At 71.7% G+C, this 15,217-nt stretch carries 13 protein-coding genes; 3 read left to right on the forward strand and 10 right to left on the reverse strand.

Going from position 1 to position 15,217, the window contains the following annotated elements; all coding sequences use genetic code 11:
- Positions 1-155: 155 nt before the first annotated feature.
- The 10 genes from AB0N27_RS10885 to pcaF form a co-directional block, all read right to left on the reverse strand.
- The gene (locus AB0N27_RS10885; protein WP_364366698.1) at positions 156-707 is read right to left on the reverse strand and encodes a pyridoxamine 5'-phosphate oxidase family protein; all 552 of its coding nucleotides are present in this window, start codon (positions 705-707) and stop codon (positions 156-158) included.
- A gap of 42 nt (positions 708-749) precedes the next feature.
- Entirely contained in the window at positions 750-1,466 is a 717-nt protein-coding gene (locus AB0N27_RS10890) for a gamma-glutamyl-gamma-aminobutyrate hydrolase family protein (RefSeq protein ID WP_364366701.1), read from the reverse strand.
- Positions 1,463-2,230 (reverse strand): 3-oxoacyl-ACP reductase, encoded by a 768-nt coding sequence (locus AB0N27_RS10895; protein ID WP_364366704.1) that lies wholly within the window; start codon positions 2,228-2,230, stop codon positions 1,463-1,465. The genes AB0N27_RS10890 and AB0N27_RS10895 overlap by 4 nt, the downstream gene beginning before the upstream one ends.
- Positions 2,231-2,235: 5 nt before the next feature.
- A complete protein-coding gene (locus AB0N27_RS10900) occupies positions 2,236-3,591 on the reverse strand; it encodes an aldehyde dehydrogenase family protein (RefSeq protein WP_364366707.1) in 1,356 nt (451 codons plus the stop codon).
- A gap of 108 nt (positions 3,592-3,699) precedes the next feature.
- Positions 3,700-5,064, reverse strand: coding sequence for a glutamine synthetase family protein (locus tag AB0N27_RS10905; RefSeq protein ID WP_364366710.1), 1,365 nt, complete (start codon positions 5,062-5,064; stop codon positions 3,700-3,702).
- A gap of 116 nt (positions 5,065-5,180) precedes the next feature.
- Positions 5,181-6,767, reverse strand: a complete 1,587-nt coding sequence (locus AB0N27_RS10910) for an amino acid permease (protein WP_364366713.1) — start codon at positions 6,765-6,767, stop codon at positions 5,181-5,183.
- Between the two features lie 350 nt (positions 6,768-7,117).
- Positions 7,118-7,618: a DUF456 domain-containing protein gene (locus AB0N27_RS10915; protein WP_364366716.1), complete on the reverse strand. Its 501-nt coding sequence runs from the start codon at positions 7,616-7,618 to the stop codon at positions 7,118-7,120.
- 46 nt (positions 7,619-7,664) lie between these two features.
- The gene (locus AB0N27_RS10920; protein ID WP_364366719.1) at positions 7,665-9,821 is read right to left on the reverse strand and encodes an EAL domain-containing protein; all 2,157 of its coding nucleotides are present in this window, start codon (positions 9,819-9,821) and stop codon (positions 7,665-7,667) included.
- Positions 9,822-9,825: 4 nt separating this feature from the next.
- The gene (locus AB0N27_RS10925; RefSeq protein WP_357984872.1) at positions 9,826-10,638 is read right to left on the reverse strand and encodes an SAM-dependent methyltransferase; all 813 of its coding nucleotides are present in this window, start codon (positions 10,636-10,638) and stop codon (positions 9,826-9,828) included.
- A 152-nt stretch (positions 10,639-10,790) separates the two neighbouring features.
- Entirely contained in the window at positions 10,791-11,996 is a 1,206-nt protein-coding gene (pcaF, locus tag AB0N27_RS10930) for a 3-oxoadipyl-CoA thiolase (RefSeq protein WP_364366723.1), read from the reverse strand.
- 108 nt (positions 11,997-12,104) lie between these two features.
- Here pcaF and AB0N27_RS10935 point away from each other — a divergent pair, with 108 nt between their 5' ends.
- The 3 genes from AB0N27_RS10935 to AB0N27_RS10945 all read left to right on the forward strand — a co-directional run bounded on the left by AB0N27_RS10935 (position 12,105) and on the right by AB0N27_RS10945 (position 15,216).
- Complete coding sequence (locus tag AB0N27_RS10935; protein ID WP_364366726.1) at positions 12,105-13,070, forward strand: glutathione S-transferase C-terminal domain-containing protein; 966 nt, start codon at positions 12,105-12,107, stop codon at positions 13,068-13,070.
- Positions 13,063-13,743, forward strand: coding sequence for a DUF998 domain-containing protein (locus AB0N27_RS10940; RefSeq protein WP_364366729.1), 681 nt, complete (start codon positions 13,063-13,065; stop codon positions 13,741-13,743). The genes AB0N27_RS10935 and AB0N27_RS10940 overlap by 8 nt, the downstream gene beginning before the upstream one ends.
- A gap of 168 nt (positions 13,744-13,911) precedes the next feature.
- Complete coding sequence (locus tag AB0N27_RS10945) at positions 13,912-15,216, forward strand: dicarboxylate/amino acid:cation symporter (RefSeq protein WP_364370621.1); 1,305 nt, start codon at positions 13,912-13,914, stop codon at positions 15,214-15,216.
- The last annotated feature ends 1 nt before the right edge of the window (position 15,217 follow it).

Consider the following 15,217-nt stretch of genomic DNA (forward strand, 5'->3'; position numbering starts at 1 on the left):
CCACCCGCTGTGCTCCGACTTGTACCCCGGCGGACCAGCAACGTAACGCATGCCGCTCCGTAGACGCTGGTTACCTCCACCTCATCCGTCGGTCACCCGACAGTCGGGATGTGGTGGTGGCGGTGGAGCCGGTGGCGTCAGGACACCCGGGCAGGTCAGAAGACGGGAAGCCCATCGATGCTTGCCGCGTTCTTGGTGGCCCGGTAGGTCACCAGATCGTCGGCGCTGCGACGGGAGTGTGAGTTGAGCAACAGATCGCGTTCGGCGCGGAAGTCCATCAGGGGAACGGCGTAGCCGCAGGAGTCGCTCACCCGCTCGACCTCGACGCTGATCACGGCCCGCACCCCGTGCACGTCCGGGGGCTCGGGGAACTCGGCGATCCGCTCGGCGAAGGTGTCGTCGGTCACCGCGACGCTGCTGCCCCGCCCGTGCAACCGGACGATCTTCGGTGGCCCGTCGAAGGCGCAGAACATCAGCGTGATCCGGCCGTTGTCCCGCAGGTGGGCAATGGTCTCGGCGCCGCTGCCGTGATAGTCCAGGTACGCCACCCGGTGCGGGCCGAGGATCACGAAGGTGCCCCGCATGCCCTTGGGCGAGACGTTGACGTGCCCCTCGGCACCGGACGGCGCGGTGGCCACGAAGAAGACCGGCTGGGCCGCGATGAAGTCACGCAGCCGACCGTCGATCTCCGGATAGACCTTGCCCATACGCTGATCCTCCCACCGGCCGCCGCACCCGGCAGGGGCGACCTACGTCACACCCGACCGGGACCGTTCGGCCGCCCGGACCAGGGCGGTGATCGGACGCGGATCCGGCTCGTTCTCCGGATGCCACTGCACGCCCAGCACGAACGGCAGGCCCGGGTCCTCCACGGCCTCGATCACGCCGTCCGCCGCCCACCCGGTGACCGTCAGCCGACCGGGGTCGGCGACCGCCTGATGGTGGTACGAGTTGACCCGCCGCACCCCCGCCAACACCGTCGCGGCGAGGCTGCCCTCCGCGAACCGCACCGGGTGGGCGCCGTAGACCCCGGGCGCCGGGCGGTGCTCCTCGTGCCCCACCACGTCCGGCAGGTGCTGGTGCAGGCTGCCGCCGTAGGCGACGGCGAGCAGCTGCATTCCCCGGCAGACACCGAGCACCGGCAACCCGACGGCGAGCGCGGCCGCCAGGAGGGCCAGCTCACCGGCGTCCCGGTCCGGCCGGTCCTCGGTGCGCGGGTGCGGCGGCTGGCCGTACCGCCCCGGACCCACGTCGGCGCCCCCGGCCAGCAGCAGCCCGTCGAGGACGGCCAGCACGTCGGCGTCCTCGTCGTCCGGAGGCAGGACCACCGCCCGGCCACCGGCGGCGGTCACCGCCCGCACGTACGCCTCGGGCACCAGCACTGCCGGTACGCCACGCCACACCGCCCAGTCGGCGGGTTCGACGTACGCGCTGATCCCGATCAGCGGCCGGGTCCTCGCGGTCACAGCGGTGTGACGTACGCGCCGGTGATGCCGCCGTCGACCACGAACTGCGCAGCGGTCATGAACGAGGCGTCGTCGCTGGCCAGGAACGCCACGGCGGCGGCGATCTCCTCCGGCTGCCCGAACCGGCCCATCGGCACGTGCACCAGGCGGCGGGCGGCGCGTTCCGGGTCGGCGGCGAACAGCTCCAGCAGCAGCGGGGTGGCCACCGGACCGGGGCAGAGAGCGTTGACCCGGATGCCCTCGCGGGCGAACTGCACGCCCAGCTCCCGGGTCATCGCCAGCACGCCCCCCTTGCTGGCGGTGTACGCGATCTGCGACGTCGCCGCCCCCATCAACGCCACGAAGGAGGCCGTGTTGATGATCGAGCCCTTGCCCTGCCGGCGCATGTGCGGAATCGCGTACTTGCAGCACAGGTAGACGCTCGTGGTGTTGACCCGCAGCACCCGTTCCCAGGCGTCCAGGCCGGTGTCCAGGATGGAGTCGTCGTCCGGCGGCGAGATGCCTGCGTTGTTGAACGCGATGTCGACACGCCCGTACCGCTCGACCACCCCGTCGAACAGGTCGCGTACCGCCGCCTCGTCGGCGACGTCGGTGCGGACGAACTCGCCGCCGCACTCCTGGGCGGCCTTCTCGCCGGCCTCCGCGTCGATGTCGACGCAGACCACCCGCGCCCCCTCGGCGGTGAACCGCCGCACGGTGGCCAACCCGATCCCGCTGCCCGCTCCGGTGACCACTGCCACCCGGTCCTGCAACCGACCCTGCACTGGCGTCACTCCTCCGTCGCGATGAACACGTTCTTGACGTCGGTGAAGGAGTGCAACGCGTCCGGGCCCAGCTCACGGCCGAGCCCGGAGCGCTTCATCCCACCGAACGGGGTCCAGTAGCGCACCGAGGAGTGCGAGTTGACGCTGAGGTTGCCGGCCTCGACGGCGCGGGCGAGCCGCAGGGCGCGGCCCACGTCCCGGGTCCAGATCGAGCCGGAGAGGCCGTACTCGGTGTCGTTGGCGAGCCGGACCGCGTCGGCTTCGTCGTCGAACGGGAGCACCGACACCACCGGGCCGAAGATCTCCTCCCGCCAGTGCCTGTCGGCCGGCGAGTCGGTCAGCAGCACAGTGGGCGCGTGCCAGAAGCCGGGGCCGTCGGGGCACGAGCCGGTGAACGCCACTGTCGCGCCTGTCACGTAGTCGGCGACCCGGTCCCGCTGGGCCGCCGAGATCAGCGGGCCCATCTCGGCGGTGTCCCGGGACGGGTCCTCCACGCGCACCGCGCGCACCGCCGGTTCGAGCAGTTCCAGGAAGCTGTCGTACACCTGGCGTTGGACCAGGATCCGCGACCGTGCGCAGCAGTCCTGGCCCGCGTTGTCGAAGACCGCGCCGGGCGCGGTCGCGGCGGCGCGCTCCAGGTCGGCGTCGGCGAACACGATGTTGGCGCTCTTGCCGCCCAACTCCAGGGTGAGCCGCTTCACCTGGGCGGCGCAGCCGGCCATGATGCGGGTGCCGACCTCGGTGGAGCCGGTGAAGCAGATCTTGCGGACCGCCGGGTGGGTGACGAACCGCTCCCCCACGACAGCGCCCTCGCCGGGGATGACCGTGAACACGTCGTCGGGCAGGCCCGCCTCGCGGGCAAGCTCGGCCAGGCGCAGCGCGGTGAGCGGGGTCAACTCGGCGGGTTTGAGCACCACCGTGTTGCCGGCCGCGAGGGCGGGGGCGAAGCCCCAGGCGGCGATCGGCATCGGGAAGTTCCACGGCACGATCACCCCGACCACGCCGAGTGGCTCGTGGAAGGTGACGTCCCACCCGCCGGGTGCCGGGATCTGCCGCCCGGTCAGCCGCTCGGGTGCCCCGGCGTAGTAGTCGAGCACGTCGCGGACGTTGCCTGCCTCCCAGCGGGCGTTGCCGATCGTGTGCCCGGAGTTGCGGACCTCCAGGGCGGCCAGTTCGTCCAGGTGCGCGTCGACGACGGCGGCGAAGCGCCGCAGCAACCGCCCCCGGTCCCCCGGCCCCACCCGACGCCAGGTCTCGAAGGCCGTGGCCGCCCGCGCGACAGCCGCGTCGACCTCCGCCACCGAGGCCGCGGCGACCTCCCGAAACCCCTGCCCCGAAGTCGGGTCGACAACCCTGGTCACGCCCTAACCCCCGACCCTCCGCGCGATCTTGCACTTTCTGCCCCGACAGAAGCCACGATTCACCACGTACCCACGACACTAACTGCAAGATCGCGGGGGAGGGAGGGGTCAGAGGCGTTCGAAGCCACGGGTCAGCTCCCAGTCCGTTACCGCCGCGTCGAAGGCCGCCAGCTCCACTTTGGCCTGGTTGGCGTAGTGGGCGACCACCTCGTCGCCGAAGGCTTCCCGGGCCACCGTCGAGGATTCCCAGAGAGCCAGCGCGTCGCGCAGGGTGCTGGGGACCCGCTCGGCCTGCGGGTCGTCGTACGCGTTGCCGGTGCACTCCTCGCCCAGCTCCAGCCCCCGCTCGATGCCGTGCAACGCGCCGGCGACCAGACCGGCGATCGCCAGGTACGGGTTGACGTCGGCGCCGGGCACCCGGTTCTCCACACGCATGCCCTGCCCGTGCCCGACCACGCGCAGCGCACAGGTGCGGTTGTCCACACCCCAGCGCAGGGCCGTCGGGGCGAACGACCCCGGCTGGTAGCGCTTGTAGGAGTTGATGTTCGGGGCGAAGAGCAGGCTGAACTCCCGCATGGTGGCGAGCAGCCCGGCGAGCACCCGCTGCCCGGTCTGCGACAGGTGCGCCGGCCCGTCGCCGAGCATCGCCGACGCGCCGGACCGGTCCCGCAGCGAGAAGTGGATGTGGCAGGAGTTGCCCTCCCGCTCGTTCGGCTTGGCCATGAAGGTGATCGCCATGCCCTCCTGGGCGGCGATCTCCTTGGCCCCGTTCTTGTAGATGACGTGGTGGTCGGCGCAGGCCACCGCCTCGTCGTACCGGAAGGCGATCTCGTGCTGGCCGAGGTTGCACTCGCCCTTGGCGCTCTCCGGGGTGAGCCCGGCGCCTGCCATCTCGGTGCGGATCCGGCGCAGCAGCGGCTCGACCCGGGCGGTGCCGAGCAGCGAGTAGTCCACGTTGTACTGGTTTGCCGGGGTGAGGTCGCGGTAGCCGCGCCGCCACGCGTCCTCGTACGAGTCGCGGAACAGCACGAACTCCAGTTCGGTGCCGGCGTACGCGGTGAGCCCGTGCTCGGCCAGCCGGTCCAGTTGCCGGCGCAGGATCTGCCGGGGTGAGGCGACCACGTCACCGGAGCCGTCCAGCCAGGTCAGGTCGGCGATCAGCAGCGCCGAGCCGGGCTGCCAGGGCACCCGGCGCAGGGTGGCGAAGTCGGGCACCATCGCGAAGTCTCCGTAACCGCGTTCCCAGCTCGACATCGCGTACCCGTCGACGGTGTTCATGTCGACGTCCACGGCGAGCAGGTAGTTGCAGCCCTCGCTGCCGTTGGCCACCACCTGGTCGAGGAAGTAGGGCGCGTGGAACCTCTTGCCCTGAAGGCGGCCCTGCATGTCGACGAGGGCCAGCACCACGGTGTCGATCTCACCCTCGGCGACGGCGACCCGCAGTTGTTCAAGCGTGAGCGGTGCTTTCCTCATTCGCGGGCCTCCATCACCAAGGTCTACTGGCAAACCGGATCACCGTCAATGCCCCGGGCGCCGAGGGCGGCAAACCCGGCGGGGCGGCAGCGTCTGCCCGCCCCGCCGGGTGCGGATCAGGCCGGGCCGTCGACAGGTGCCCGGTCGGCCGTCGCCGGGGGTTGTTCGACGGTACGGACGGGGCCGGTGAACCACTTCCGGGCCGAGGCGTACCACCAGACGGCGACCACAAGCAGCACCCCGCCCACGGCCAGCGGCGCGTAGTTCACAGCCGACCAGGTGAAGTCGTCGTTGCCGGGCACCCCGGCGGGCACGATCGGCAGCACGAAGTACACGGCGATGACCGCGATCTCGATGACCGCGATCCAGCCGAGCAGCTTGTACTTCCGCCCGAGCGTCCACGGCCCGGGGGTGAACCTGTCTCCCATCCGCAGCCGCAGCGCGATCGGGATGAGGAACGACAGGTAGAGGCCGAGCACCGCCACCGAGACCACCGCGTAGAAGGCGACCGGGATGCCGGCCGAGCTCTCGTAGAGCGCCGGCAGGGTCAGCACCAGGCCGGCCACTGTGGCCCCGATGATCGCGTTGACCGGGGTGCCGTTGCGGTCGACGGTCGACCAGAGCCGCCAACCCGGCACCGCCCGGTCGCGGCTGAACGCGTACGCCATCCGGCTCATCGAGGTCACGCAGCTCATCCCGCAGAAGAACTGCCCGATGGTGGAGATGATGATGACGATCTTGAAGAAGACCGGGGTCAGGGCGGACTCGAAGATCGCGCCGGAGAAGCCGCCTGCGGCGTTGACCGCCTCGACGTCGGTGGCCGCGAAGAGGAACGCCAGCAGCAGGATCCAGCCGCCCACCGCCGAGTAGAAGATCGACTGCCAGAGCCCGCGTGCGGCGGCCTGCGAGGCGCCCCGGGTCTCCTCCGAGACGTGGGCGCAGGCGTCGAAGCCGGTGATCGTGTACTGGGTGAGCAGGAAGCCCAGCGGCAGCACGTAGAACCAGAACGTCAGCCCGCCGGTGTCACCGTCACCGAACCCGGAGTTGTTGAACCGCTCGGTGAACACGAACTGGAAGCTCTGGTGGTTGTCCGGGACGAAGACCAGGATGGCCACCACGACTGCCGCGCCGGCCACGTGCCACCAGACCGAGACGTTCTGGAGTACGTCGATGATCCGGTGCCCGAAGATGTTGATCAGGCCGTGCAGCACCAGGATGACCACGAACAGGACGAACGCCTGCCGCAGCGTCCCCGCCCAGCCGTCGAAGAGCGCCGACAGGGTGAGGTTGAGAAACGTCGCGCAGCCGTAGTCGACCGACGCGGTGACCGCGACCAGGCCGATCAGGTTCAGCCAGCCCGTGAACCAGCCGTGCACCGGGCGGCCCATGGTGGCCGCCCACCAGTAGATCCCACCCGCCGTCGGGTACGCGGACACCAACTCGGCCATGCAGAAGCCGATGATCAGGATGAACAGTGAGATCAGCGGCCAGCCCCAGGAGATGGCGACCGGCCCGCCGTTGTTCCACGCCTGCCCGAAGGTGGTGAAACAGCCGGCCAGGATCGAAATGATCGAGAACGAGATGGCGAAGTTGGAGAAGCCGCTCCACTTGCGGCGCAGTTCCTGTTTGTAGCCGAGTTCGGCGAGCCGTCGGGCATCGTCGTCCATTGGTTGCTCGGCGGTCGGCACGGGCGTCGTGGCCACTGCACACCTCCCTGAGGTGATTCCGCGTACGAGTGCGCAAAGTGTCGTCCCGCCGATCAAGGGCGGTCAATACGGTACGGGTGGGAATCTCACCGCCGTCGGGCTAATTGCGTTGCCGCCGCGGCCACCCCGGCCGCATCCTTGACCTCGTGACCAGGGCCGGCTCTCCGGCCGATCCCCCGGGCGCTCGGACCGCCCGGACCGCGGCGGCGCGGGGCACACCTCTCTCTCACGAACCGGTACGGTGCCCCGCGCCCCCTTCTCCTCCCGGTGATCAAGAGGTTCGCGTCGGATCTCGCGCGCTTTCCTGACGAAAACCTCGTGATCACCGTGGAAAGGGTCGGCCCCGGTCAGGTCAGGAGGAGGCCGGCGAGCCAGAGCGCGGCGACGAGCAGGCCTGCGGTGAACTCCACCAGCATGGACAGGCCGGCGGCCTTGAGCGCCTGCACGGTGGACGGCCAGGCCAGGCGGTTGCTGCCCAACCGCAGTCGTTCCGCTCCCCACACCCCGGCGACGAAGCCGAGCACCAACCCGACGACAGGCACCACGAAGAACCCGATGATGCCGAGCACCGCGCCGGCGAGCAGCGTGGACGTGGGCACGCCCGTGCGCTTCAGGTTCCGGCCGGGCCAGGCGTACTTGATCACCGTGCCGCCGGTGGCGACAAGCGTCGCGGCGGCGAACACCGCCCAGCCACCCGGGCCGGCGCCACCGAAGATCGCCCAGACGAGCACCCCGCCCCAGCACAGCGGCAGCGCCGGCAGGCCGGGCACCACCACGCCCGCCAGCCCGGCGACGATGGCCAGCGCTGCCACCACCGTCACCACCGTCTGCGAGTCGTTCAGGCTCACGCCGCCACCCTCCGTCGCCACCATCGGGGCCGTACCGATCCCCCGCTCACCCGGCCGTCCCGTCGCGTAGCCGGGCGGTGATCACCTCGGCCGGGGCCGGGGGGCCGAAGTACCGCCCCTGCCCGGTGTCGCAGCGTAGGGCGCGCAGCCGTTCGGCCTGCACCCCGGTCTCCACCGCCTCGGCGGTCACCCACAGCTCCAACGCGTGCGCCAGCCGGACCAACGCGTCGACGATCCGCTCGTCACGGTGGTCGGCCGCGACGTCCGTACCGTCGGCGCGGATGCCCTCGACGAACGGGCCGGCAAGCTTCAGACAGTGGATCGGCAGCCGGCGCAGGTACGCCAAATTCGAGTAGCCGGTGCCGAAGTCGTCCACGGCCAGCCGGATACCCAACGCGGCGAGCCGGTGCAGGCTGCGCAGCGGCTCACCGGCGCTGCCCATCACGGCGCTCTCGGTCAGCTCCAGTTGCAGCAGTTCCGCCGGCAGCCCGGTGGTGTCCAGCGCGTCGGCGACGGTGTCCACGATCGCGGGGTCGTCGGCCTGCCGGGCGGCGAGGTTGACGCTGACCACCAGCCGCGCGCCGGGGAACTCCCGCCACCAAAGCTCGGCGTCCCGGCACGCGGTGCGCAGCACCCATTCGCCGAGTCCGACGATCAGACCGGTCTCCTCGGCGAGGCCGATGAACCGGTCCGGCCCGATGAGGCCCAACTCGGGGTGCTGCCAGCGGACCAACGCCTCCACGGCGAGCATCCGGCCCTCCAGCAGCGACACGATCGGCTGGTAGTGCAGCACGAACTCGCCACGCTCCAGCGCCGCCGGCAGCCCGGCGACGAGCGCCGCGCGGGCCAGGTCCCGGGCGCTGCGCTCCGGGTCGTAGACCGCGTACCGGCCCCGGCCCGCCGCCTTGGCCCAGTAGAGCGTCGTGTCGGCGGCCTTCATCAGCTCCGAGGCGGTGGTCTCCTCGGCCGGGCACTCCACGACACCGACACTTGCCGACACCGCCAACTGCTGGTCGCCGACGTTCACCGGGGCCGCCACGGCGGCAAGCGCCGTCTGCGCCACCGCCACCGCGTCCTGGCCGCCGTCGACAAGGATCACGAACTCGTCGCCGCCCATCCGGGCCACCAGGTGACCGTGCTCGGCCACGCACTCGGCCAGCCGACGGCCGATCACCACCAGCAGCCGGTCGCCGAGGTCGTGACCGAGACTGTCGTTGATCGCCTTGAAGCCGTCCAGGTCGAGAAAGCACACCCCGACGCGGCGTTGCGGCGCGGCGGAGTCGAAGACCCGGCCCAGTGTCTCGAAGAACAGCGTCCGGTTGGGCAGCCCGGTCAGCGGGTCGTGCAGGGCCTGGAAGCGCAGCCGCTGCTGGAGTTCGTACCGCTCGGTGATGTCCTCGATCATCGCGACGGTGAACCGGGGCCTGCCGTCGTCGTACCTGATCAGCGACACGGCCAGGTCCGTCCAGACGACTGTGCCGTCCTTGCGGTAGTAGCGCTTCTCCAGCCGGGCCGAGTCCTGCTTGCCCTCGATCATCTCCTGGTACAGGTCCCACATGCCGGCGGCGTCGTCGGCGTGGAACAACTCCGCCACGTTGGTCTGGCACAGCTCCTCGATCGAGTAGCCGAGCATGTCGGCGAACGCCTGGTTGACGTCGATGATCTGGCCGTCCACCCCGGCGATGCCGATCCCGATCGCCGCGCCGGTGAACACCGCCCGGAACCGCGCCTCGCTGTCGCGCAGCGCCTGCTCGACCTCGTCGCGCGCCTGCCAGGCCGACCGGGCGATCCGTTCCTGCTGGGCGAACGTGCGGTCGCGCAGCGCGCGGGCGTACCCGGCCGCCAGCCCGCCCTGCACGGCAGCGATCCGCTCGCTCAGGTCCGCCGGCCAGCCCTCGGCGGCCAGCACCCGGTGGGGGAAGTCCGCGCCGAGGGCGCGCAACGCCCACTCCAGTGCCCGAGGCTCGGTGAGGTGTGCCTCCACCAGGGCCCGGCCGACCTCCTCCGCCGGCCGGACCGTGAACGGCTCCGCGCGCACCGCCTGCGCCAACCGGACGGTGTGCACCAGCAGCAGCCGCTCGGTCTCGGCCGCGCTGAGCGGCACGAAACCGAGCCGGCGTACCGCGCGGGCCCAGTCGGCGGCGTAGCCCTGGGCACCGCCCCGGCCGACGTCGGCCCCGATGGGCTCCGGGACGGCGGCCACGGGATCAGCCGGCGGACTGGTCGTACCGGGCGACGCCTCCGAAGGCGCCGAACCGCTCCGGGTGCTCGTCCACGTCGGACGGCGAGTCGGGACGCCAGAGCGGCATGTGCACGACGCCCGGTTCGAGGACCGTCCAGTCGCCGAAGAAACCGGTGATCTGGGCGCGGGAGCGCAGGGTGATCTCCGTGTCGGTACGCGCGGAGAGGCGCTGGGCGTCAAGCATCTCCTGCGGCTGGTCCTCGAATGTGGAGTGCGAGATGACCAGGAAGCTGCCCGGCGCGGCGGCGGCCCGCAGGGTGGACAGGATCTCCTCGGGACGGTCGGCGTCCGGGACGAAGTGCACCACCCCGGCCAGCAGGATGCCCATCGGCCGGCTGAAGTCGATCAGGTTGAGCTGGTGGGTCTCGGTGAGGATCCGCTCCGGCTCGCGCAGGTCGGCGTGGATCACACCGGTCAGGTCGTTGCCGGCGAGCAGTTCACGGCTGTGCGCGACGGCCACCGGGTCGATGTCGACGTACACCACCCGGGCCTTGGGGTTCGCCGCCTGGGCCACCTCGTGCACGTTGCCCACGGTGGGAATTCCGGAGCCGATGTCGAGGAACTGGTCGATGCCGGCGTCGAGCAGCGCGCGGACGGCGCGGCGCAGGAACTCCCGACCGGACCGCATGGTGGCGGCGAGGTTCGGGGTCATGCTGGCGATCTGCTCGGCCAACTGCCTGTCGATCTCGAAGTTGTGCGCCCCACCCAGGAAATAGTCGTACACCCGGGCCGCGCTCGGCCTGGTCAGATCGATCTCGGTCGGCAGTCCGTCCGGCATCAGCGTGCTCCCCAGTTCGTCGCTGCGCCGCAGGGCGGCACCGGCGTCGACGGGCGTGCGCGACCACCGGCGGACCCGCGGGTCGTGTGGTGTGGACCACTCTAGGCCGCCGACGCGAGCGTTCGGGAGATCCCTTCACGCTGTTTCCACGCTCAGTCGGCGGACTCCAGCAGCAGCGAGATGCCCTGCCCGACGCCGATGCACATGGTGGCCAGGGCACGACGGCCTCCGCGCCTGCGCAACTCCAGGGCGGCGGTCAGGGCGAGCCGGGCGCCGCTGGCACCGAGCGGATGCCCCAACGCGATGGCACCGCCGTTCGGGTTGACGTGCTCGGCGTCGACGGGCAACCCCAGCTCGCGCAGCACCGCCACGGACTGCGCGGCGAACGCCTCGTTCAGCTCCACCACGTCCACCGCGCCCAGCTCGACGCCGACCCGGTCGAGGAGCTTGCGGGTGGCCGGCACCGGCCCGATCCCCATGATCCGGGGCGGCACCCCGGCCGCCGCCGCTCCGCCGATGCGGGCCAGCGGGGTGAGGCCGTACCGGGCCACCGCCGCCTCGCTGGCCACCAGCAGAGCGACAGCGCCGTCGTTGACGCCCGACGAGTTGCCCGCGGTCACCGTGCCGCCGTCGCGGAACGGGGTGGGCAGGGCGGCGAGCTTCTCCAGCGACGTCTCCCGGGGGTGCTCGTCCACCTCGACGAGGCGGGTCTCCCGGCGGCCGGCCGGCACGGACACCGGCACGATCTCCTCGGCGAACCGGCCGTCGGCCTGCGCCCTGGCCGCCCGCTGCTGCGAGCGGTACGCGAACGCGTCCTGCTCGGCCCGGCTCACGCCGTACTCGGCTGCCACGTTCTCCGCCGTCTCCGGCATCGAGTCGACCCCCCAGCCGTCGCGCATGAGCGGGTTGACCAGCCGCCAGCCCAGCGTGGTGTCGTGCACCTCGGCCGAGCGGGAGTACGCCGACGTCGCCTTGGGCATGACGAACGGCGCCCGGCTCATGCTCTCCACGCCGCCCGCGACCACCAGCTCGGCGTCCCCGGCGACGATCGACCGCGCGGCGGTGGCCAGCGCGTCCAGGCCGGAGCCGCAGAGCCGGTTGACGGTGCTGCCCGGCACCTCCTCGGGCAGGCCGGCGAGCAGCGCCGCCATCCGGGCCACGTTCCGGTTGTCCTCGCCGGCCTGGTTGGCGCAGCCGAGCACCACGTCGTCCACCCGCGCCCAGTCCACCGACGGGTGGCGGGCGACCAGCTCACGGATCACGTGCGCGGCCAGGTCGTCGGGGCGGACTCCGGCCAGCGCGCCGGCGTACCGGCCGATCGGGGTGCGGACACCGGCCACCAGGTATGCCACGGTCATCGCGAGTCCTTCGGGGGTGCAGACGGCGGGGGGTGGGGCACACCCACCGGGTCGCGGCGGGCTGCCGGCCGCCAGGATATCCGCGCTCGCAGCGGATAGGTTGACGGCATGGCCCGGGCCCAGTTCAGCGCAGAGACAAGCGGCGGCGGCGCGTTCGTCCGCCAGCCCAACCGGTTCACCGGTCGGGTCACCGCCGACTCGACCTCCCCGCCCGGTGGCGGCCCGGACGAGCAGGACCGCTGGCCGCTGGAGGCCGGCCGCTACCGGCTGATCTGGTGCCGCGCCTGCCCGTGGGCGCACCGGGCGAGGATCGTGCGTGGTCTGCTCGGGTTGGACGACGCGATCTCGCTGGGCACCGTCGACCCGATCCGCGACGAGCGGGGCTGGGCGTTCGCCCTGGACCCGGACGGCTTCGACCCGGTCCTCGGCGTCGGGTTCCTCTCCGAGGCGTACCTGGCGACCGACCCGGACTACACCGGCCGGGTGACGGTGCCGGCGCTCGTCGACACCCTGACCGGTCGGGTGGTCACCAACGACTACCCGCAGCTCACCCTCGACCTCTCCACCGAGTGGCGGTCGCTGCACCGCGCGGGGGCGCCGGACCTCTACCCGGAGGCGCTGCGCCCGGAGATGGACGCGCTGATGGCCGACATCCACGCCGACGTCAACAACGGCGTCTACAGGTGCGGGTTCGCCACCTCCCAGGAGGCGTACGACGAGGCGTTCCGGGCGCTCTTCGTCCGGCTCGACATGCTCTCCGAGCGGCTGGCCGGGCAGCGCTACCTGATGGGCGACGCGATCACCGAGGCCGACGTGCGGCTGTTCACCACACTGGTCCGCTTCGACGCGGCGTACCACGGGCACTTCAAGTGCAACCGCAACAAGCTGACCGAGATGCCTGTGCTCTGGGCGTACGCCCGGGACCTGTTCCAGACCCCGGGCTTCGGCGAAACTGTCGACTTCGACCACATCAAGCGGCACTACTACGGCACCCACCGGGAGATCAACCCGACCGGGATCGTGCCGCTCGGCCCCGACGAGTCCGGTTGGACGACGCCGCACGGGCGTGGCTGAGCGGGGGCGGGCCGGCACCACGAGCGCGCCGGACGTCGGCGCGGACGTCGCCCGCCGGGTCGCCGCGTCGGTCGCCGCCGGCTGCACGCTCGCCGGCGCGGTAGCGGTGACAGTCGCCGTGCTCGCCGGTCCCGGTCCGGGTCTCACCGGGTACGTCAGTGAGGCAGGTATCGCCGGCAGCGGCTACGCCGCGACGTACCGGATCGGGGTGCTGGCCCTGGCCGGCGCGTTGCTGCTGATCGCCGCGGCGCTGCCCCCGGGGGTACGCCTGGCGTCGGCGCTGCTCGCCGTCGGCGCCGTGTGCACGGCCGTGTCCGGGGCGGTGACCTGCTCGGCGGGCTGCCCGTTGCCGCCGTTCGAGAAGGCAACAGTGGCCGACCTGGTGCACGGCGGCGCGAGTATCGCGGCGACCGCGGCGGTCGTCCTGGCGATGGCCGCGCTTGCCGTCTCGGGTGCGGCCGACCGGACGGTACGACGCCTGGCCGCCGGGGCTGCCGGGCTGGCCCTGCCGCTCTGCGCCGCGGTGGGGCTGGCCATGCTCGTCGTGGGCCGGGGCGCGGTGGTGGGTGTGCTGGAGCGGGTGGTCCTCGCGCTCGCGGCGCTGTGGGGCGTGGCGACGGCCACCACGCTGGCGCTCTGTAAGGAGCCTCACCCGGATCGCTCCTTGCGATGACCGGCGACGGGGGTATCGTCTGTCAACGATGACCAATGTCTGGGGCCTCACCGTCCGCCTGTACGTCGATCTCCGACTGCAGGCCAGCGGCGTCTGTCCGGCGTAGCGCGCGTCACTCGCCCTTCCCGCCCGGACCAGACATTTGGAAAACGTCCCATGCCATTCGGCCTGCGTAGAATCCCCTTCTCCGTGCAGATCCTGCTCGGTCTCGTCCTCGGTGTCGCACTCGGTTTCGTTGCCCGCAGCAACGACCTGAGCTGGCTGACCAGCACCCTGCACACCGTCGGCAGCCTCTTCATCCAACTCCTGAAGCTGGCCGTGCCGCCGCTGGTCTTCACCGCCATCGTGGTGAGCGTGGTCAGCCTGCGTGGCGTCGCCAACGCCGCCCGGCTCGCGCTCAAGACCCTCATGTGGTTCGGCATCACCGCGCTCATCGCGGTGAGCATCGGCATCGGCCTCGGCCTGCTCACCAACCCCGGCAAGGGTGTGACCCTCGACGTGGGTGGCGCCGCGCCGCCGAAGAACACCGGCTCGTGGACCGACTTCCTCACCGGCATCGTGCCCACCAACCCGGTCGGCGCGTTCGTCGAGGGCAACGTCCTGCAGATCGTCTTCCTCGCCCTGGTCGTCGGTGCCGCCGCCCTGCTCGTCGGCGAGCCCGCCGAGCCGTTCGTGGCGCTGAACCGCTCGCTGCTGGAGATCGTCCAGAAGGCGCTCTGGTGGGTCATCCGGCTCGCCCCGATCGGCACCCTCGGCCTGATCGGCAACGCCGTCGCCTCGTACGGCTGGGACCTGCTGGCCCCGCTCGCGAAGTTCACCACGGCCGTCTACGTCGGCTGCGCCATCGTGCTGTTCGTGGTCTACCCGCTGGTGCTGATCCTCGCCGGCCGGCTCAACCCGCTGCGCTTCTTCGCCGGCGCCTGGCCGGCCATCGAGCTGGCGTTCGTGTCCCGCTCCTCGGTGGGCACCATGCCGGTGACCCAGCGCTCCGTCGAGCGCCTCGGTGTCCCCCGCGAGTACGCCTCGTTCGCGGTGCCGTTCGGCGCCACCACGAAGATGGACGGCTGCGCCGCGATCTACCCGGCACTCGCCGCGATCTTCGTGGCCCAGGTGTTCGGCGTCCAGCTCGGCGTCACCGACTACCTGCTCATCGCGTTCGTCTCGGTGGTCGGCTCGGCCGCCACCGCCGGCCTGACCGGCGCGATCGTGATGCTCACCCTCACCCTGAGCACGCTGGGTCTGCCGCTGGCCGGCGCCGGCCTGCTGCTCGCCATCGACCCGATCCTCGACATGATCCGCACCGCCACCAACGTGGCCGGGCAGGCTCTGGTGCCGACAGTGGTCGCCGCCCGCGAGGGCACCCTCGACCGGGCCGCGTACGAGTCCGCAGGCAAGCGCGACCTGACCGAGCCGGAGCCGGCCCCGGTGGCCCGGCCCGACCGGCAGGACGAACTGAGCCCCGTCCCCGCCTGAT

Source organism: Micromonospora sp. NPDC093244, from assembly GCF_040683695.1.
Lineage (GTDB): Bacteria > Actinomycetota > Actinomycetes > Mycobacteriales > Micromonosporaceae > Micromonospora.